General features: G+C 70.5%; 16 protein-coding genes. 9 read left to right on the forward strand and 7 right to left on the reverse strand.

Going from position 1 to position 16,748, the window contains the following annotated elements:
• Positions 1-63: 63 nt before the first annotated feature.
• A complete protein-coding gene (locus PJ985_RS08120; protein ID WP_271682919.1) occupies positions 64-849 on the forward strand; it encodes a D-Ala-D-Ala carboxypeptidase family metallohydrolase in 786 nt (261 codons plus the stop codon).
• Positions 850-970: 121 nt separating this feature from the next.
• Positions 971-1,921, forward strand: coding sequence for a hypothetical protein (locus tag PJ985_RS08125; protein ID WP_271682920.1), 951 nt, complete (start codon positions 971-973; stop codon positions 1,919-1,921).
• Between the two features lie 145 nt (positions 1,922-2,066).
• Here the strand turns inward: PJ985_RS08125 and PJ985_RS08130 are convergent, their stop codons facing one another.
• Together PJ985_RS08130 and PJ985_RS08135 are read right to left on the reverse strand one after the other, a co-directional pair.
• Entirely contained in the window at positions 2,067-2,612 is a 546-nt protein-coding gene (locus PJ985_RS08130; protein WP_271682921.1) for a GNAT family N-acetyltransferase, read from the reverse strand.
• 184 nt (positions 2,613-2,796) lie between these two features.
• The gene (locus PJ985_RS08135; RefSeq protein WP_271682922.1) at positions 2,797-3,603 is read right to left on the reverse strand and encodes a GntR family transcriptional regulator; all 807 of its coding nucleotides are present in this window, start codon (positions 3,601-3,603) and stop codon (positions 2,797-2,799) included.
• 261 nt (positions 3,604-3,864) lie between these two features.
• Between PJ985_RS08135 and PJ985_RS08140 the strand changes: the two genes are divergently transcribed.
• From PJ985_RS08140 to PJ985_RS08165, 6 genes are all read left to right on the forward strand, one after another.
• The gene (locus tag PJ985_RS08140; RefSeq protein WP_271682923.1) at positions 3,865-5,127 is read left to right on the forward strand and encodes an extracellular solute-binding protein; all 1,263 of its coding nucleotides are present in this window, start codon (positions 3,865-3,867) and stop codon (positions 5,125-5,127) included.
• A 96-nt stretch (positions 5,128-5,223) separates the two neighbouring features.
• Positions 5,224-6,171 (forward strand): carbohydrate ABC transporter permease, encoded by a 948-nt coding sequence (locus PJ985_RS08145; RefSeq protein ID WP_271683235.1) that lies wholly within the window; start codon positions 5,224-5,226, stop codon positions 6,169-6,171.
• A 128-nt stretch (positions 6,172-6,299) separates the two neighbouring features.
• On the forward strand, positions 6,300-7,127 hold the full coding sequence (locus PJ985_RS08150; protein WP_271683236.1) for a carbohydrate ABC transporter permease: 828 nt from the start codon (positions 6,300-6,302) through the stop codon (positions 7,125-7,127).
• Positions 7,128-7,136: 9 nt separating this feature from the next.
• Positions 7,137-8,690 carry a glycoside hydrolase family 3 protein gene (locus PJ985_RS08155; RefSeq protein ID WP_271682924.1) on the forward strand — a complete coding sequence of 518 codons (1,554 nt, stop codon included), beginning with the start codon at positions 7,137-7,139 and terminating at the stop codon, positions 8,688-8,690.
• A gap of 97 nt (positions 8,691-8,787) precedes the next feature.
• Positions 8,788-9,849: an SIS domain-containing protein gene (locus PJ985_RS08160; protein ID WP_271682925.1), complete on the forward strand. Its 1,062-nt coding sequence runs from the start codon at positions 8,788-8,790 to the stop codon at positions 9,847-9,849.
• 414 nt (positions 9,850-10,263) lie between these two features.
• Positions 10,264-11,775 (forward strand): PAS domain-containing sensor histidine kinase, encoded by a 1,512-nt coding sequence (locus PJ985_RS08165; RefSeq protein WP_271683237.1) that lies wholly within the window; start codon positions 10,264-10,266, stop codon positions 11,773-11,775.
• Positions 11,776-11,957: 182 nt separating this feature from the next.
• Here the strand turns inward: PJ985_RS08165 and PJ985_RS08170 are convergent, their stop codons facing one another.
• Together PJ985_RS08170 and PJ985_RS08175 are read right to left on the reverse strand one after the other, a co-directional pair.
• Positions 11,958-12,215: a WhiB family transcriptional regulator gene (locus PJ985_RS08170; protein ID WP_271682926.1), complete on the reverse strand. Its 258-nt coding sequence runs from the start codon at positions 12,213-12,215 to the stop codon at positions 11,958-11,960.
• 331 nt (positions 12,216-12,546) lie between these two features.
• Positions 12,547-13,515 (reverse strand): diacylglycerol/lipid kinase family protein, encoded by a 969-nt coding sequence (locus tag PJ985_RS08175; protein WP_271682927.1) that lies wholly within the window; start codon positions 13,513-13,515, stop codon positions 12,547-12,549.
• Between the two features lie 71 nt (positions 13,516-13,586).
• On the opposite strand from PJ985_RS08175, the gene PJ985_RS08180 reads away from it, so the two are divergent.
• A complete protein-coding gene (locus tag PJ985_RS08180; protein ID WP_271682928.1) occupies positions 13,587-14,018 on the forward strand; it encodes a hypothetical protein in 432 nt (143 codons plus the stop codon).
• A 66-nt stretch (positions 14,019-14,084) separates the two neighbouring features.
• Here the strand turns inward: PJ985_RS08180 and PJ985_RS08185 are convergent, their stop codons facing one another.
• From PJ985_RS08185 to PJ985_RS08195, 3 genes are all read right to left on the reverse strand, one after another.
• Positions 14,085-14,900: an RNA polymerase sigma factor SigF gene (locus tag PJ985_RS08185; RefSeq protein WP_443033450.1), complete on the reverse strand. Its 816-nt coding sequence runs from the start codon at positions 14,898-14,900 to the stop codon at positions 14,085-14,087.
• A 92-nt stretch (positions 14,901-14,992) separates the two neighbouring features.
• Positions 14,993-15,406, reverse strand: coding sequence for an anti-sigma regulatory factor (locus PJ985_RS08190; RefSeq protein ID WP_271682929.1), 414 nt, complete (start codon positions 15,404-15,406; stop codon positions 14,993-14,995).
• Positions 15,407-15,650: 244 nt separating this feature from the next.
• A complete protein-coding gene (locus PJ985_RS08195) occupies positions 15,651-16,613 on the reverse strand; it encodes a 1-aminocyclopropane-1-carboxylate deaminase/D-cysteine desulfhydrase (protein WP_271682930.1) in 963 nt (320 codons plus the stop codon).
• Positions 16,614-16,748: the final 135 nt, after the last annotated feature.

Here is a 16,748-nt window from a genome sequence, read left to right on the forward strand (position 1 = left end):
CGTTGACGCGGAGCCGTGGCCCGGGCCACTCTCTGTGCTCCGTTCCCTCACACCGGAGGCCCCATGTTGAGACGTACTGCCCGTCTCGTCCTCTCCTTTGTCATGATCTCTTCAGTCGGACTCGTCGGAGGTTTCCTCACCGCCGGCACCGCCACCGCGGCCCCTCACGCGGTCACCCAGAAAGCCGCCGTCGAGGACATCAGCACGCAGGACGCCTGTTACACCTGGAGCCGCACTCTCCGGCGCGGCATGTCCGGCGCCGATGTGACCCAGCTCCAGATCCGGCTGGCCGGGTATCCCGGCTACGGCTCGGTGCTCGCACTCGACGGTAGCTTCGGCCCGCACACCGAGCAGGCGCTCCGGCGCTTCCAGCAGGCGTACGGTCTGAGCGTCGACGGCGTTGCCGGGCCGCAGACCTTCAACCAAATCTACGCCCTGCAGAGCGCCGACTGTTCCACGGTGAACTTCACCTTCGCCGAGCTGAACAAGTGCAACTCCAACTACTCCGGCGGTGCGGTCAGTGCGGCCGTGGCGAGGGAGAACGCGCGCCGGGCCATGTGGAAGCTTCAGGCCATGCGCCGGGCGATGGGCAACGCGCCGATCAACATCAGCAGCGGCTTCCGTTCCTACACCTGCAACAGCCGGGTCGGCGGTGCCAGCAACAGCCGTCACCTGTACGGGGACGGTGTCGACCTCGTCGGAAGCCACTCGTTCTGCAACCTGGCCCGCCAGGCCCGGAACCACGGCTTCAACGGCATCCTCGGCCCGGGCTACCCCGGTCACCACAACCACACCCACGTGGACACCCGCTCCAGCCGGTTCTGGTCCGCGTCCAACTGCGGCATCTGAGGCCCTTTGCGCAACGCCACGGGGTGAACCGGAAGGCTCTCCCCACCGGGCCCGTGGCCCGCCCCCGGCCGGGGGCGGGCCACGGGCGCACCCCCACGTCAGCCCAGCATCAGGAGAACCGGTGCGTCACCACCACACCGCGGCGTCCGCCGCGCTCGCCCTCATCCTGCTCACCGCCTGTTCCTCCGCCGGGAGCACGGACGACGGCGCCGCCGAGGACGGCGCCGGGTCCGGTGCGGAGGTCACCACCTCGGCCGGCCTGACCGACGGTCTGGTCATGCCACTGGACACCTACCGGATCAGCGACGAGGACCAGCAGATACTCGAGCAGGCCCGGGAGGCCCTCGTCGCCGCGTGCATGCGCGAACTCGGGCAGGAGTACACCCCCGCCCGGCACCCGGAACCGGCCGGCCTCGCGCCGTACACCTACCTGTACGGAGTGGACGACCCGGTGCTGGCAGCCGAGCACGGCTACATGCACCCGATCGACCTCGACCCGAACACCTACGCGCCGGTGCACGAACAGGACCTCACCGAGGAGCAGGAACTCGCCCTGTACGGCGACCCGGACCTCGATCCCGTCGACACGCCCCTCACTCTCGAGGAGGCCGAGGCCATGGCGGGGCCGGAGCTCGACGGCAAGCCCGTGCCCATCACCGGATGTGCGGGGGACGCCACCCTGCGGATCAACAACCCGGATGCCGACTGGGTCGATCCCACCGTGCTCTTCCAGCTCGAGGACGACGCGGGCTCCCACGCCGACGAGGACGAGCGGGTGGCCGGGTACCTCGCCGAATGGTCGGAGTGCATGGCCGGGCACGGCTACGAGACGGACAGCCCGCTCACCGTGCAGGAAGACCTCGGCCTGACCGGTGACGTCTCCGGCGAGGCCGCGATCGAGGCAGCGCTGAAGGACATCGCCTGCAAGGAGGAGACCGATCTGGTGGCCCGCTGGGCGGCCGTGGACGCCGAGCACCAGGAGGAGGAGATCGAGGAGCACGCCGAGATGCTCAGCCTCTTCACCGAGCAGCACGCCGAGCGGATGGCCGCGGCGAGGGACCTGCTCGACTGAGTCCTGCGGGGCCGCCGCCCGGGAGGAACCGGCCGGCGGCCCCGGCGGAGGCGGCGGAGCCCAGAACTCGTCGTCGAAAGGAGACGCCGCCTCCACGGCCACCTGGTAGGCGGAGACCCGTCGTTCGAAGAAGGTCGTCAGCTTGTCAGCTCCGGCGGAGACTGCCGGAAGGGGATGGTGGACCGGGCAGCGGGAGGGTGAAGACCAGCAGGGACAACCCCGGCAACGGCTGCCAGTCACGCTCGGGTACCCGGCCGAAGCCCAGCCGCTCGTACAGGCGGTGAGCGCTGCGGTTGCCGTCCAGGACGGAGAGCGCGACGCGGTCCCTGCCGAGCGCGGCAGCCCGCCGGACGCACTCGCGTACCAGGGCCTCCCCGATGCCCCGGCCCCGGGCCCGGGGGAGGACCGCCAGCATCCGGAACTCCGCCTCCCCGGGCTGGGCGATCTCGGAGTACCTGCTGCCGGGCACGGCGACAAAGGTCACCGTGCCGAGCAGGTCGCCGTCTGCCGGGCCGGCCGCCACCAGCAGCTCGGCGTGCTGCGCCCGTGGCCGGGCATCGCGAAGCTGCGCCAGGTACGGGCTGTCGGCCGCTCCCGGTCCCAGCAGTCCGCCCTGCAGGTAGGCCTGCGCGGACAGCTCACCGGCCTCGTCCCATTCCTCCGGGCGGGCCGCCCTGATGTCGATGTCCATCCCGTCAGTGTCGCGCACCGGGCCGGCCGGTCAGCACCGGCGGCTCCGCCGCCGGTGCAGCGAGCGCGGCCGTCACGGAGGGCGCCCCAAGGTCGTCGGCGACGACATGGCCGGGCACCCCTCAGTCGCCACCTGCCGCATCCTCGCCGCATGCGTGCCTTCCGGGCTCGGTGTGCGACGTGAGCTACACGTTCCGTCCCGAGGGCCTTTCCAGGTTCGCCACGAACTTGTAGCGGTCCCCGCGGTAGACCGAACGGACCCACTCCACCGGCTCACCCCGGGTGTCGTGGGAGTGCCGGGAGAGCATCAGCATCGGCAGGCCGACGTCGGTGCCCAGCAGTCCGGCTTCGCGCGGGTTGGCCAGGGAGGTCTCGATGGTCTCCTCGGCGTGCGCGAGGTGCACGTCGTAGACCTCGGCCAGCGCGGTGTAGAGGGAGGTGTAGCGCACCAGGCTCCGGCGCAGGGCCGGGAAACGCTCCTGGGAGAGGTGGGTGGTCTCTATGGCCATCGGCTCCCCGCTGGCCAGCCGCAGCCGTTCAATGCGCAGGACCCGGCCACCGGTGCCGAGGTCGAGGAGCCGGCTCAGCCGTTCATCGGCGGTGATGTAGCCGATCTCCAGCAGCTGGGAGGTGGGCTCCAGGCCCTGGGCGCGCATGTCCTCCGTGTAGGAGGTGAGTTGCAGGGCCTGTGAGACCTTGGGTTTGGCGACGAACGTGCCCTTGCCCTGGATGCGCTCGAGGCGGCCTTCGACGACCAGCTCCTGCAGCGCCTGCCGCACGGTGGTGCGGGAGGTGTCGAACTGGGCGGCGAGGGAGCGCTCGGGTGGCACCGGGGTGCCGGGCGGCATGGTCTCCGTCATTTGCTGGAGGTGCCGCTTGAGCCGGTAGTACTTCGGCACCCGGGCGGTACGCGTGCGGTCGCTGTTGTCGCTGCCCGGGGCGGCACCGACCGCCGGGTTCCTGGCGCTCGTGGGCGCCCCCCCGTCCGTCATCGCACGCCTTCCAGGTGTGTCCCCTGCTGCCGTCACCGGCTCCTCCGAAATGTCGCAGCTCACATCGTGGCACGGTCTGGACCAGTGCGGTTCTCGTGGTAGATGTCGGTCCGGTAACGGGCGGAGCAACCGTCCCGTGGGGTCTTGACACCCCAAGTGGTCTAGTCCACGCTTCTCGAAACTGGTCTACACCTCTTGATTACAGCACTGAAGGCCGTCCCGTGACCAGCACAAGGGTCCGGCCCCCTTAAGGAGGGTGACGTGAAGCGCAAGCTTATTGCAGCCATCGGCGTGGCGGCGATGACCGCCGGAGTGGCCGCGTGCGGGTCCGGTGACGGTGGAGAAGGCGGCAGTTCCGAGGCGATCACGGTCTGGCTGATGCAGGGCTCCGCCCCCGATGCCTGGCTCGAGGAGCTGAACGAGGCGTTCACCGAGGAGCACGGCGTGGAGGTCGACGTCGAGATCCAGCAGTGGACAGGCATCCAGGAGACGATCACCACGGCACTCTCGGAGGACGGCACGGTGGACGTGCTGGAACTGGGCAACACCCAGACCCCCGCGTTCGCCAACACCGGCGGCCTCGCCGACCTCACCGACCTGCGGGACCGCCTCGGCTACGACGAGTGGTACGAGGGCACGCTGGCCAGCACCGAGTTCGAGGGCGGCCTCTACGCCGCCCCCTGGTACACCGCGAACCGCGCCGTGGTCTACGACATCGACATCTGGGAGGAGGCCGGCGCGGAGGTCCCGGAGACCCGCGCCGAGTGGATCGAGGCCCTGGAGGCGATCGAGCAGAACACCGACGCCGAGCCGATGTACCTGCCCGGCCAGATGTACGCTTTTCTCTCCGGGCTCATCTGGGACGAGGGCGGCGACTTCGCCGTCCAGGACGGCGAGGACTGGCGGGGTGCGCTCAACACCCCCGAGGCCGAGGCGGGCATGGCCTTCTACCAGGAGCTGCACGGCTTCTCCGAGTCGCCGACCGACAACGACGAGGCATCCCCGCAGCAGGCCACCGAGGTGATCCCGCAGAGCGAGATCGCCTCCTGGATCGGCCTGCCCTGGGAGCTCGACGGCGCCGTCGATGCCCTGGAGGAGGTCGGCCGGGACGCCAACCTCGGCGTGTTCCCGATTCCCGGCAAGACCGCGGACACCCCGGGATCCGTCTGGCTGGGCGGCTCCAACCTGGCCATCGCCGAGCGTGCCGGGAACCGGGAGATGGCCGAGGAGTGGCTCGAGATGGCCACCTCCGCCGAATGGATGCGGAAGTTCGCCGAGGAGACGCCCATGCTCCCGAACCGGGAGAGCGCCATGCCCGACTCGGAGCCCGGCTCCTTCATCGACGTCATGGACGCCGTCGCGGACCACGGCAACCTCCCGCCGCTGACCCCCGGCTGGGCCAACGTGGAGACCGTGCCCAACCCGGTCCGCGAAATGATGACCCAGGTACTGGAGGGCACGGACTACTCGACCGCCGCCGAGGAGGCGGACGCCGAGATCACCGCGCGCATCAACCGGGAGTGACGACGGCCGGCTGACGAGCGGGCCGGCGGCCACCAGCCGACGGCCCGCTCCCGGACCACCCACCAGCACGAGCACCAGAAGGACGAGAACTTGACCGTGGACGCCAAGGAGGCGGGGCCCGGTACGCGGCCCGCCGGCCGGGGGAGACGCCGGGTCCCCAGCGGCCTGATGCCCTACGCGCTGATCGCGCCGGCGCTGCTCTCTCTGCTTCTGGTGCTCGGCTGGTCGCTGTTCCGCAACGCGGTGATCTCCTTTCAGGAGTTCGGCAGGCGGCAGCTGATCTCCCGGACCACGGAATGGACGGGCTTCGACAACTATGTTCATGTCCTGAACGACCCCCGCTTCTGGTCCACCGTTGTCCGCACCTTCGTCTTCATGGCCGCCAACGTCCTGCTGATCATGGCTGTCGGCACGTTGCTCGGCCTGCTGCTCAACCGGCTGGGCCGGAAGATGCGGCTGGTGCTGTCGGTCTCCCTGGTACTGGCCTGGGCGATGCCGATCATCCCCAGCGTGACGGTGTTCCAGTGGATCTTCGACACCCAGTTCGGCCTGATGAACTGGTTCATGCGGACGCTGGGCTTCTCCGGCTACGAGCAGCACAACTGGTTCGGCTCCGGCACCTCCACCCTGGCCATCGCCACCGTGCTCATCGTCTGGATGTCGGTGCCCTTCGTGGCACTGAACCTCTACGCGGGCCTGACCACCATCAGCGGCGAGATCTACGAGGCCGCACGGATGGACGGCGCCTCCCCCTGGCGGATCTTCTGGTCCGTGGTCGTCCCGATCATGAAGCCGTTCTTCCTGATCACGACCTTCCTGGAGATCATCTGGGTGTTCAAGGCCTTTGCCCAGATCTACGCCCTCAACGGTGGCGGCCCCAACCGGGCCTCGGAGACCCTGCCGGTCATGGCCTACATCGAGGGCATGGGCCAGCAGCAGTTCGGCGTCGCCGCGGCGATCTCCGTGCTGACGCTCCTCATTCTGCTGGTCGCCATGTCCTTCTACTTCCGCCTGATCCTCCAGCAGGAGAAGGAGCAGTCATGAGCGGCGTCAACCGAATCAGCGAGATCAACGTCGCCGGACCGGCCGGAGCGCCGCCCGCCGCCGATCCTGTCCGGCAGACCGTCGCCGGGGGCCCGCCCCGGAGCCGCGACATCCGGGTCACGCGCGCCCTGCGCGCCAAGCGGTTCGGCAGGATCTGGCCGAACGTCGTGGCCCTGCTGGTTTCGGCCCTGTTCATCCTGCCCGTCTACTGGATGTTCGCCAGCTCCTTCAAACAGCGCACCGACATCCTGACCAGGGACCCCGTCTTCTTCTTCGTTCCCACGTTCGACAACTACGGCACCGCGGCCGGTGTCGACCTGTTCTGGACCCTGGTCCGCAACAGCTTCGTGGTGACCATAGGCGCCGTCACCCTGGCCCTGGCCGTCGCCATGCTGGCGAGTTTCGCGCTTGCCCGGATGCGGTTCCGCGGGCGGCGGGGCATGGTCCTGGTCGTGATGATGGCGCAGATGGCCCCGTGGGAGGTGCTGCTCATCGTCATGTACCTGAACGCCCGGGACCTGGAGATGCTCAACAGCCTCCTGACCCTGACACTCATCTACTTCGTGATGGCTCTGCCCTTCACCATCTGGACGCTGCGCGGATTCATCGCGGCCGTGCCGAAGGAGCTGGAGGAATCCGCCATGATCGACGGATGCACCCGCACCCAGGCGTTCTTCCGGGTGATCTTCCCCCTGCTCGCCCCGGGGCTCATGGCCACCTCGATCTTCGGATTCATCCTGGCGTGGAACGAGTTCGCCATGGTGCTGGTGCTCAACAAGTCACCGGAGGCCAAGACCCTGCCGTTGTGGCTGGCCTCGTTCCAGGAGCAGTTCGGGAACGACTGGGGTGCCACCATGGCGGCTTCCTCGCTGGTGACCATCCCGGTGCTCGTCCTCTTCCTCATTCTCCAGCGACGGGTCACCGGGGGCATGTCCGCCGGGGCCGTGAAGGGATAGCACGCACTCATGACCACCCCGGTACGCGACACCGACCCCCTCGCCCGGGACGCGCTGGCCGTCCTGCAACCGGCGTTCTCCGGCACGACCGCCCCGGACTGGCTGCTGCGGCGGCTGGAGCACGGCATGACAGGCGTCGGGATCTTCGGCCGGAACGTGGTGTCGGCCGGACAACTGGCCCACCTCACCGGACAGCTGCGCAAGGCCAACCCCGAGGTGCTGATCTCCACGGATGAGGAAGGCGGCGACGTCACCCGCCTGGAGGTGCATGGCGGCTCGTCCTTCCCCGGCAACCACGCGCTCGGCAGCGTCGACGATCCGGAGCTGACCAGGGCGGTGGCCGCGGAAATGGGCCGCCGGCTCGCCGCCTGCGGCGTCAACCTCAACTGGGCACCCTCGGCGGACGTCAACTCCAACCCCGACAACCCGGTGATCGGGGTCCGCTCGTTCGGGGACGACCCGCACCTCGTGGCCCGGCACACCGTGGCCTACGTCGAGGGCCTGCAGTCCGCCGGTGTAGCCGCCTGCGTCAAGCACTTCCCCGGGCACGGGGACACCAATGTCGACTCGCACCACGCCCTGCCCCGGATAGAAACCGACCTTGCCACCCTGCACGCCCGTGAGCTGGTGCCCTTCCGGGCCGCGGTGGCCGCCGGCACCCGTTGTGTGATGAGCGCGCACATCCTGCTGCCGGCCCTCGACCCCGGTCTGCCGGGCACCCTCAGCCCTGCGGTGCTCAACGGCCTGCTGCGCGCCCCGGCCGCCGAGGGCGGCCTGGGCTTCGACGGGCTCATCTTCACCGACGGCATGGAGATGGACGCCATCGCCGCGGCCCACGGCCTGGACCGCGGGTGCGTGCTGGCGATCGCCGCGGGGGCCGATGCCCTCTGCGTGGGCGGCAGCCCTTCCGACGAGGCGGAGGTGCTGCGGCTGCGGGACAGCCTGGTGCGCGCGGTGCACGGCGGGGAACTGGCCGAGGAGCGGCTGCACGACGCCGCCGAACGGGTCCGCGCCCTCGGCCGCTGGGCCGCCGGGGCCGGCCCCGCGGGCGCGCCCGGCGGCCTTCCCGGCGCGGACGGTGACATCGGCCTGGCCGCGGCCCGCCGCGCACTGCGGGTCACGGCCGCGGACGGCGCCGCCCCCTACCGGCCGCTGACAGACGCGCCCTACGTCGCCGCCCTCACCCCGGTGGCGAACATCGCGGTCGGTTCCGAGACCCCCTGGGGCGTCGCCGCGGAGCTTCGGACGCTGCTCCCCGGCACCCGGACCGGCAGCCACACCCGGGAGCAAACCGAGCGCGGGGGGGCCGCGGGCCTGGTCGCCGACGTGCTCGCGGCTGCCGACGGCCGCCGCATCGTCGCCGTGGTGCGCGACGTGCACCGGCACCCGTGGATGGCCGGCGTCCTGGACGCCCTGCTCGATGCCAGGCCGGAGACCGTCGTGGTCGAGATGGGAGTCCCGCAGGCGCCGCCCACCGGCCTGCTGCACATCGCGACCCACGGCGCCGCCCGGGTCTGCGGGCGGGCCGCCGCCGAAGTGATCGCCGGCAGCCGGCCGGTCTGAGTATCCGGCTCCCGCTCCGGCCCTACCGGGGGTGCCCGGGCCCGGCGTCCGCGTCGCCCGAGCACCCCCAAGAACCCCAGCTCCTGGAGGAACCAGCATGCCCGACACCGCAGCCGCCACCCCGGGCCGGATCATGGCCGGCGAAATGGCCGAACAGCCCGCGGTGCTGCGCCGCCTGCTCGACGAAGGCGCACCGAGGATCCGCGCGGTCGCCGACCGGATCGCCGCACGGAACCCGCGGTTCGTGCTTCTCACCGCGCGCGGCACGTCGGACAACGCGGCGCTGTACGCGAAGTACCTGCTGGAGATCCTGCTGGGCAAGCCCTGCGGGCTCACCTCGATGTCGACGACCACCGCGTACGGGGCCAAGCCGGACCTCACCGATGTCCTGGTCATCACGGTCAGCCAGTCGGGGGGCTCACCGGACCTCGTCGCCTCCGCCCGGGCCGCCCGCGCGGCCGGTGCGATCACCCTGGCGGTGACGAACAACCCCGGCTCCGCACTGGCCTCGGCCAGCGAGTTCCACATCGACATACTGGCCGGTCCGGAGAAGGCTCTGCCCGCCACCAAGACCTACACTGCCTCGCTGCTCGCCCTGTACCTGTTCGTCGAGGGGCTCCGGGGCCGGAACGGCGCCGAGGCGGCCCGGGAGCTCCCGGACCTGGCCGGGCAGATCCTTGCCCGGCAGGACGAAGTGCGCACCCTGGCGGGCCGGTACCGGTTTGCGGAGCGGATGGTCCTCACCTCGCGCGGCTACGGCTACCCGACAGCGAAGGAGGCCGCGCTGAAGCTCATGGAGACCAGCTACATCCCGGCTCTCTCCTACTCCGGTGCGGACCTGCTGCACGGGCCGCTGGCCATGGTGGACAACGTCTCCCCGGTGATCGCCGTCGTCACCGACGGCCGGGGTGGCAAGGCCCTGCAACCGGTGCTCGACCGGCTCCGGGACCGGGGCGCCGACCTTGTCGTGGTGGGGCCGCGCGCCCAGGTGGAGCAGGCCTCTGCGGGCTTCGTGCTTCCCGTGTCCGGCGTTCCCGAGGAGCTGCAGACGATCCTGGAGATCCTGCCGCTGCAGCTGCTGGCCTACGAGGTCACCATGGCCCGTGGTCAGGACCCGGACGCCCCGCGCTCCCTGGCGAAGGTCACCGAGACCCACTGACCTCCGAGCGGCACGGGTGGGACAGCGGGGCGGCGCCGTGGCGGGAGGGGCGGACACCCGCGGGCCGCGGCGCCGACGAGGGACCCTCAGCCCTGCCGGCACCGCAGCCCGGAGCGACCGCGGGCCCGAGGCTGCAGTCAGGGCAGAAAGCGTCTCGGGCCTCGTTCTGCCCTCCTGTGCGGGGAGAGCAGAAGAACTGAGATGACGCGTCCACCATTGTGAACCGGGGCACTCGCCCGTGTCCATGCTCTGAAGGCACTCACTGCGAAAAGTCCCGGAACGTGAGAACAGGCGTCGTTACTTGAGGGCGGCCGAGGTACCGCCCAGTACTCCGGGCCGGCCCGGAGCCGCCGGGCCGCAGGTCCGGCCGCGCCCCCCGGTGACCCGCGCCGGTAGGCTCGGCCCGTGCCCTCCATGAACGATCTCGTCCGCCAGCACACCGACCTCGGGGAGAACGACCTCGAGTGGCTCCACCTGCTGGTCTCGGAGTGGCAGCTGCTCTCGGACCTGTCCTTCGCCGACCTGGTTCTGTGGCTCCCCACCAGGGACGGCACGCGGTACGTCTCGGTCGCTCAGATGCGCCCCAACACCGGCCCGACCTCCTACCAGAACGACATGGTCGGCCATCTCGTCCCGCGAGGGCGGCGGCCCCTGCTCGACGCTGCGCTCGACGAGGGGCGGATCGTACGCGAGGGTGACCCGGAATGGCGCGAAGAGGTGCCGGTCCGGGTGGAGTCGATTCCGGTGCGGCACGAGGGCCGGGTGCTCGGCGTCATCGCCCGGAACACCAACCTGCTCACCGTGCGGACGCCGAGCCGGCTGGAGCTCACCTACCTGCAGAGCGCTTCGGATCTGGCCCAGATGATCGCCGCGGGATCCTTTCCCTACCCCGGCCAGCAGATCGGAACCGACCGTGCCCCGCGGGTCGGTGACGGCTTCATCCGGCTGGACGCCGAAGGGCTGGTGCAGTACGCGAGCCCCAACGCCCTCTCCGCGTACCACCGGCTGGGGCTCGCCACGGACCTGGTCGGGCTACCGCTCGGGCCGGCAACCGCCGAGCTGGCACCCACCCGCGGGCCCGTCGACGAGTCGCTGGTCAAGCTCGCCAGCGGCTGGGCGCCCCGGGAGGCCGAGATCGAGGGCAACGACTGCGTGGTCCAGTTGCGTGCCATTCCGCTCAAACCGAAGGGTGAGCGGATCGGTTCACTGATACTGCTGAGGGACGTCACCGAGCTGCGCCGCCGCGAGCGGGAACTGATGACGAAGGACGCCACCATCCGGGAGATTCATCACCGGGTGAAGAACAACCTGCAGACAGTGGCAGCACTGTTGCGGCTCCAGGCCCGTCGCATCGCGGCGGACGGACCGGGTGTGCCGGGCGGCGGCGGCAGCGCGAAGGCGGCCCTGGACGAGGCGGTCCGCCGGGTCGGGTCGATCGCGATCGTGCACGAGACGCTGTCTCAGAACCTGGACGAGCGGGTGCAGTTCGACGAGATCGCGGACCGGGTGCTGTCCATGGTCGCCGAGCTGTCCCCGGACGGCCGGGTGACGGCCCGTAGAACCGGGCGGTTCGGCATCCTGGAGGCGGAGACCGCCACCCCGCTGTCGATGGTGCTCAGCGAGATCCTGCAGAACGCCCTGGAGCACGCCTTCGGTCCCGGTGAGCACGGGACGGTCGAGGTGAGTGCGAGGACGGTCCGGGGCGAGCCGGGGGGCCGGCAGGACGGGCGGCTGCTGGTCACCGTGCGGGACGACGGACAAGGGCTGCCCGAGGGCTTCGACCCGCAGAAGGCCGGAAACCTCGGCCTGCAGATCGTGCGGACCCTCGTCGAGGGAGAGCTCGGAGGCACGTTCACCATGGTTCCCGCGGCCGGTCGCGGCACCTCGGTGGAGCTCGATCTCCCGCTCGGCCCGGCGAAGCGTTAGCCTCGCGGGCCGTGGCGCCGTGCACGCACAGCGCCGAGCCCCGGACCGCGTTGACGGAAGTCTGCGGGCCGGGGCTCGGCGTCTGCTGCGTATGACGGTGTCGCGTACGAATGTTCGTATGTGATGCGGGTGCTGCGTGCTGCGGCTCGGGGGCAACGAGCGGCGTGGGGCCGAGCGTGGTGTCAGGCGGTGGTCTTGCGGGCCCTGTTGCGGGCGGCACGGCGCTTCATCGCGCGGCGCTCGTCCTCGCTCATCCCACCCCAGACACCGGAGTCCTGGCCGGACTCCAGGGCCCACTGCAGGCACTGCTCCATGACGGGGCAGCGGCGGCAGACTGCCTTGGCTTCCTCGATCTGCAGCAGCGCAGGACCGGTGTTGCCGATGGGGAAGAAGAGCTCGGGGTCTTCCTCGCGGCAAACGGCGTTGTGACGCCAGTCCATGTCTGCTCCATCTCCTGCAGGTTGCAGTTGCGTTAGCTTGTGAATGTGAACGCTTTCACGAATCCCCCCACAAGACAAGAGTCGTCACTCGTGTACCGCGAAGAGGAAGACTGATTGTGGTCCCAGGAAAGGGAAGGGGGTTCGGGCTCTCCAGGGGGCCGTGCAACGGCCGTCCCGATCACCACCTAGAGACTCGCAAACCTCGGCTACGGATACAACCCCTTCCGTGAAGTTTTTTTTGATTCCTTGGTGTCGCCTAGCTCACAGCCGTCATTCCCGTGGGTAAGGACTGGCGTAAACGTTCGAGTGGAAGGAGTTTTGAACCTTCCACTCACACAATCACACGCAGTGCACGGCGAACGCCTGTGAAGTTCACGCTCGAACGCAGTCCAAGGTGGTCGCCATCCAGCTGAAACGGCAGCGGCACCTGGGAATGCAAGGTGAAGTGAGTCACGTCATGCAGGGCGGACACATGCTTGCCGTGCGGGCCGCGTTCCGGCGTGGAACGCAGGAGCTGCGTGCCGTACCGGGTGAGGGCGGCGGACGACAGCCGGGAGAGAGCGAGCACGTCAAGGGCGGTGTCGAAGCTCGCGCCGGGTGCCGCGTACACCGGCCGGCTCCCCAGGTAGGTCCACGGCGCGGTGTTGCACACTATCGACAGCACCAGATGTTCGACGGGCTCCTCGCCGGGACGTTCCAGGGTGATCGAGCCGTGTGTGCGGCGCGGGTCACGGACGAACTGCCGCAGTGCCTGCCGCAGATACAACGCGTGTGTGGAACGCTTCCCGCTCTCCCGCTGCTGCTCCACCAGGCCCACCACGCCCGCGTCGAAACCGAAACCGGCGCAGAAGGTGAACCACCGCCGGGGGACTTCGGCGTCGGCGGTGCCGGGGGTGCCGGCGGCCAGGCCCAGCCCGATGGTCCGGTCCCGGCGCAGGTGCAGGGCGTCCAGGAGGGCTCCGGTCGCCTCCACCGCGTCGTTCGGCAGCCCGAGGGCCCGGGCGAACACATTGGTGGAGCCGCCCGGCAGCACTGCCAGCCGGGGCAGCCGGTCCGGACCGGGCCCGTGGTGCAGCAGTCCGTTGACGACCTCGTTGACCGTGCCGTCACCACCGAGGGCGATCACCACCTCGACGGATCCCTGCTCCACCGCCTGCCGGGCGAGCTGCCGGGCATGGCCGCGGCACTCGGTGACCGCCACCTCCAGCTCGAGATCATTGGCCAGGGCGTGGGTCAGCACGTCACGGGTGCGCGCGCTCGTAGTGGTGGCGACCGGGTTGACCACGAGGAGTGCGCGCATGGTGTGCAGGTTACCCATGAGAGCGGCGGGCGAGCGCCGAGGGCCCGAACCTTGGGATATACCCTGACCGGGTGAGTGACAACCCCGCCCCCGATGACCGGCCGAGCGTAACCGTGCGGCCCCGGGGCGTTGCGGTGGCCGCCCTGCTGACCGGCCTGGAGGGTGTGGTGATCGCCGGTCTCGGGGTGGCCATGCTGGTGCTCCTGGCCGTCGGGGAGCCGGACGGTGTGCTGCAGGCCGCCACCGGCGCGGTCACGGTGCTCGTCCTGTCCGTGCTCCCCCTGCTTGCCGGTCACGGGCTGTGGCGCCTCCGCCGCTGGAGCCGCGGGCCCGCGGTGATCACTCAGGTCCTGGCTCTGCCGGCGAGCTGGCACATGTTCCAGATCGGTGGCCTGTGGACGGCCTCCGCGGTGGTCCTGGCGCTGCTGGCCGTAGTGGTGCTCGGCTGCCTGATGAACCCGGTGGCGGCCGCGGCACTCGGAGTCGTCCCCCCGCACCGCTGAGGCCGGCCCCGGGGCAGGAGACCGGCCCCGGGGACGCGTCACCCGGGGAGACCCCCGGGCGGCGCGTCACTCCTCCACGAGCAGACGGTCGCGCAGCTGGGCCAGCGTCCGCGCGAGAAGCCGGGAGACGTGCATCTGGGAGATGCCGACCTCCTGGGCGATCTGCGACTGGGTCATGTTCCCGAAGAACCGCAGCAGCAGGATTTTCTTCTCCCGCGGCGGCAGCTCCTCCAGGAGCGGTTTGAGCGATTCGCGGTACTCCACGCCCGCCAGGGCGTCGTCCTCGGCTCCGAGCGTGTCCGCGACCGCCGGGGACTCCTCGTCGGTGTCCGGGACGTCCAGGGAGAGGGTGCTGTAGGCGTTTGCCGACTCCAGCCCTTCCAGGACGTCCTCGTCGGAGATGCTCAGCCGTTCGGCCAGCTCGTGCACGGTCGGTGCCCGGCCGTGCTGCTGGGAGAGCTCGGCGGTCGCCGTGCTCAGCGACAGCCGCAGCTCCTGGAGCCGCCGGGGAACCCGCACCGCCCAGCCCTTGTCCCGGAAGTGACGTTTGATCTCACCGACCACGGTCGGTGTCGCGTAGGTGGAGAACTCCACTCCACGATCCGGGTCGAAGCGGTCCACGGACTTGATCAGCCCGATCGTGGCCACCTGGGTCAGGTCGTCCAGCGGCTCGCCCCGATTGCGGAACCGGCGGGCGAGGTGCTCCACCAGCGGCAGGTGCATCCGCACCAGGCTGTTGCGCAGCTCGGCCCGCTCCGGGCTGCCCTCGGGAAGCGTGCGCAGCTCGATGAAGAGCTCTCGTGCCGCGTTCCGGTCCCGGGGGTCGGGCGTCACCCGCGCGTGCGCGGCAGTTGACTGCTCCGGGACGGTGACGGCGGACACCTGCCCGGTGCCGGCAGGCACGACCCGCTCCACGTTGTTCACCTCGGCGTTCACATCGGCCCTCTTGTCCTCCGGCGGCCCGGGCGTGTCGTTCACAACGCTCCGGGTCCGGTGCCGCGCTTCTTGTGCAGGCTGATACTGACTGTCCGGTCCTCGCCCACGGTCGACTCGACTTCGCCGGCCAGCGCGGTCAGGACCGTCCAGGCGAAGGTGTCCCGCTCGGGGGCATTGCCTTCGGTGGTCGGAGCCGAGACCGTCACCCGCAGCGCGTCCTGGATCAGGGTGAACACGCAGTCGAGTGTGCTCCCCGGGATCGCCTGCTGGAGCAGGATCGCGCATGCCTCGTCGACCGCGATGCGCAGGTCCTCGATCTCGTCGAGAGTGAAGTCCAGCCGGGCCGCGAGCCCGGCGGTCGCTGTCCGCAGCACGGACAGATAAGCGCCAGCCGCGGGCAGCCGGACTTCCACGAAGTCCTGCGATCCTGCTTCACCTGGGATCACGGACACCCTCACCTCCACAGTGACTCACCCTGAATCAACGCTCATGGGTACCGCGGGATATTCCTGCATTCCCGCCCGGCGCACCCGCGGCGCTGTTCGTTCGCCCAGTGACGCTACCGCGATCCGGGGCCCACTGTCGCCCAATCACTCATGGTAGTGCATCCAATGCAGAACGTTGCGGGTGTGAAATCATCATCTTTGGCGGCTCACAGGGGAGTTGAGCAAAGGGTTGTTGACGGGGCCGGCCCGCTCAGCCGGTGATCACCGCGGCGAGCACCGTGCCCTCCTCGAATGTCCCGTGGCCGGCCAGCTCGGTGAGGGCGTACAGCATCTTGGCGACGTGCACGGTGTCCAGAACCGGCAGCCGGTGCCGGGCGGAGAAGTCCGCGGCGAACCCGGCGAGCGGGGCGGGCACCCGGGCGTACCCTCCGTGGTCGAAGCCCTCCGCCAGCCACCACTCGCCACGCGGGCCGCCGAAGGCGGCGCCCTGCAGCCTGCGGACCTCGTCCGCCAGGAAGCCGCCCCGGACGACGGGGACACCGAGGGCCGTCCGGCCGCTGCCGAGACCTGCCGCGAGGCCGGCCAGGGTGCCGCCGGTGCCGCAGGCCACGGCCACCACGTCCGGCCGCTCGGCCGCCTCGGCCAGCTCCCGGCCCAGCTCGGCGCAGCCCTGCACGGCCGCCGCGTTGCTGCCGCCCTCGGGCACGGTGAAGCAGTCCCCGAACCGGGTGCTCAGCTCCCCGGCCCGCTCGGGGTCCCGGTAGGCCCGGTAGTCCGCGCGCGTGACGAAGTGCAGCCGCATGCCGTCCGCGGCACAGCGGGCGAGGGAGGGGTTGAGCGGCCGGCCGGCGAGCTCCTCGCCCCGCACGATGCCCACGGTGCCCAGACCCAGCAGGCGCCCGGCCGCCGCTGTGGCGCGCAGGTGGTTGGAGTACGCCCCGCCGAATGTCAGCACCGTGCGGTGTCCGCTCTCCCACGCCACCCGCAGGTTCGGGGCGAGCTTGCGCCACTTGTTGCCGACGAGCTCCGGATGCAGCAGGTCGTCCCGCTTCAGCAGCAGCCGCAGACCGCGCCGGGCGAAGCGCGGATCGTTCACTTCCTGCAAGGGGGACGGCGGCCGCGGCGCGAGGGCTGCGGGACCGTCCGGGGCGGCGTCGGGAGGGACGGGGGCGCCGGGGATGAAGGGGGGCCGGGAGGGCTGCACACCGTTCATTGTGCGTCTCCGGGCGGCTGTTCCGCCGAGGGCCCCGGGCAGTGACCCGGAAGCCTGCCCGCACCTCCCGCACGGTCGCCTGCACGGTTTGCCGGGCGGTGAAAGTGCGGTGAAAGAGGCGGTGCGCAGGATGTG

It is taken from the genome of Streptomyces sp. ACA25 (genome assembly GCF_028200735.1).
Lineage (GTDB): Bacteria > Actinomycetota > Actinomycetes > Streptomycetales > Streptomycetaceae > Streptomyces.

What these genes read in the sequence shown, in the direction of transcription:
- PJ985_RS08120 (WP_271682919.1), top strand. Translation starts at nt 64, where the DNA reads ATGTTGAGACGTACTGCCCGTCTCGTCCTCTCCTTTGTCATGATCTCT.
- PJ985_RS08130 (WP_271682921.1), bottom strand. Translation starts at nt 2,612, where the DNA reads ATGGACATCGACATCAGGGCGGCCCGCCCGGAGGAATGGGACGAGGCC.
- PJ985_RS08135 (WP_271682922.1), bottom strand. Translation starts at nt 3,603, where the DNA reads ATGACGGACGGGGGGGCGCCCACGAGCGCCAGGAACCCGGCGGTCGGT.
- PJ985_RS08155 (WP_271682924.1), top strand. Translation starts at nt 7,137, where the DNA reads ATGACCACCCCGGTACGCGACACCGACCCCCTCGCCCGGGACGCGCTG.
- PJ985_RS08160 (WP_271682925.1), top strand. Translation starts at nt 8,788, where the DNA reads ATGCCCGACACCGCAGCCGCCACCCCGGGCCGGATCATGGCCGGCGAA.
- PJ985_RS08165 (WP_271683237.1), top strand. Translation starts at nt 10,264, where the DNA reads ATGAACGATCTCGTCCGCCAGCACACCGACCTCGGGGAGAACGACCTC.
- PJ985_RS08170 (WP_271682926.1), bottom strand. Translation starts at nt 12,215, where the DNA reads ATGGACTGGCGTCACAACGCCGTTTGCCGCGAGGAAGACCCCGAGCTC.
- PJ985_RS08175 (WP_271682927.1), bottom strand. Translation starts at nt 13,515, where the DNA reads ATGCGCGCACTCCTCGTGGTCAACCCGGTCGCCACCACTACGAGCGCG.
- PJ985_RS08195 (WP_271682930.1), bottom strand. Translation starts at nt 16,613, where the DNA reads ATGAACGGTGTGCAGCCCTCCCGGCCCCCCTTCATCCCCGGCGCCCCC.